The organism is Chitinophaga ginsengisoli, assembly GCF_003014595.1.
Lineage (GTDB): Bacteria > Bacteroidota > Bacteroidia > Chitinophagales > Chitinophagaceae > Chitinophaga > Chitinophaga ginsengisoli.
On sequence record NZ_PYGK01000051.1, the window covers coordinates 1 to 1,431 of the forward strand.

The window sequence follows — 1,431 nt, forward strand, 5'->3', positions numbered from 1 at the left end:
GGATCAAGGCCAAAAGTTGTGGAGTAAGTTGTAGATCAAGCATATAATTTGGTTAATCGGAATAAAAAGAATTCGATGCATTTTACCCCTCTAAATTGACTCCTAAATGCCTTTATTTTAGCGTTGAACGATTCCGCAGATGCATTTGTAGACCTGTGATTAAAATAGTTTAGAATGGTCTTATAATGATTCTGAATAGATCTGGACACGGTATTGAATGATTTAAATCCAGACTGGCGAACCTTTTCATGCCATTTCGCCAGGCGGGTTAATCCATATAACTTGTTCTCCGTGTTTTCAAATATCCTACTCAGATCTATGCTAAGTTGATAGGCCTTTTCAAGGTCTGGGTATCGTTCAAAAAGCAACTGAGCTCGTTGTCTCTGGCTAATTGTCCAATCTGCTTCCTTTTTGTAAAGTACATAGCGGCTACGGGCTAGCAATTGCTTCACTGAATCTCCATTGGAGAGTATTTCTGCTTTAAACTCTGTTTGAGTTTGTTTGGCCTTTTCTATGGCGTCATTCTCTGCATCAAGGGCTTCCCAGCGGTATTTAATACGCATCTCCTGCAATGCTTCTGTGGCCAGTTTTTGCACATGAAATCTGTCAGTAACACGCACTGCATTAGGGAAAGATCGTCTGGAGATAAAATCCATATTCCCCGCCATATCTAATGTTATTTCTGTTACTTTCTTTCGTTCCTTAACAGGAATTTTGTGTAAGATATCTATTACTAATTCTGCCTTTGTACCTGCTACTATGGCCACTATTGCGCCCTGTTTGCCTTGGGCTGCTTTATTGGTAATGATAGTGTATAGTTCCCCGTCTGAAAGGCTGGTCTCATCAATGGACAGATGCTTACCAAGATTTTTTGGATACAGTACCCATTTGCGGGCATGTGAACGTTGATCCCACTGTTTGAAGTCACTTAGAAAATCTCTGTATTGCCGATTCAGGTTACGTCCTGGCACTCCGTGAAAGGTGCCCACTGTATTGATATCAATCGCCGCTGTATCGACTGATTTCTTTTAAAAAAGCAGCGAACTCGCTGGTCATACGCGTGCCCTCGGCTACAATACTCCAATCTCTATAGACAGCCTTACCTGTGGTCGTTCTAAGCCAGCGACGGCGTTTGATGTGCATGTATACTTTGTGTCCCCGGATGGGAAAGTCCTGAATTGTAATGGTGGGAAAGAATCCTTTGGATAGTAGCTTTTCCTCTTTTAGTTCCTCTGGTGGTGCATTTACCTCTTCAAGATTTAAATGAAATACTTCTGCTTCTTTACGAACTTCCTTCAATTCAAAGTGTTCTAATATAAACTCTGGCAATAATAATTCCACTAATGCGAAATAGCCGTCCTGTATGGGTCCTTTCATCCTAACGCAAAATTAGAAAAATTCGTCTCGCTTCACAACTTTTGGCCTTGATCC

Annotated in this window: 2 protein-coding genes; both read right to left on the reverse strand. The window is 41.2% G+C overall.

The window, feature by feature from the left end; all coding sequences use genetic code 11:
* Nucleotides 1-35: 35 nt before the first annotated feature.
* Nucleotides 36-989 (reverse strand): ISAon1 family transposase, encoded by a 954-nt coding sequence (locus tag CLV42_RS33625; RefSeq protein WP_106606327.1) that lies wholly within the window; start codon nt 987-989, stop codon nt 36-38.
* 10 nt (nt 990-999) lie between these two features.
* A complete protein-coding gene (locus CLV42_RS33630) occupies nt 1,000-1,377 on the reverse strand; it encodes an ISAon1 family transposase N-terminal region protein (RefSeq protein ID WP_106606328.1) in 378 nt (125 codons plus the stop codon).
* Between the last annotated feature and the right edge of the window lie 54 nt (nt 1,378-1,431).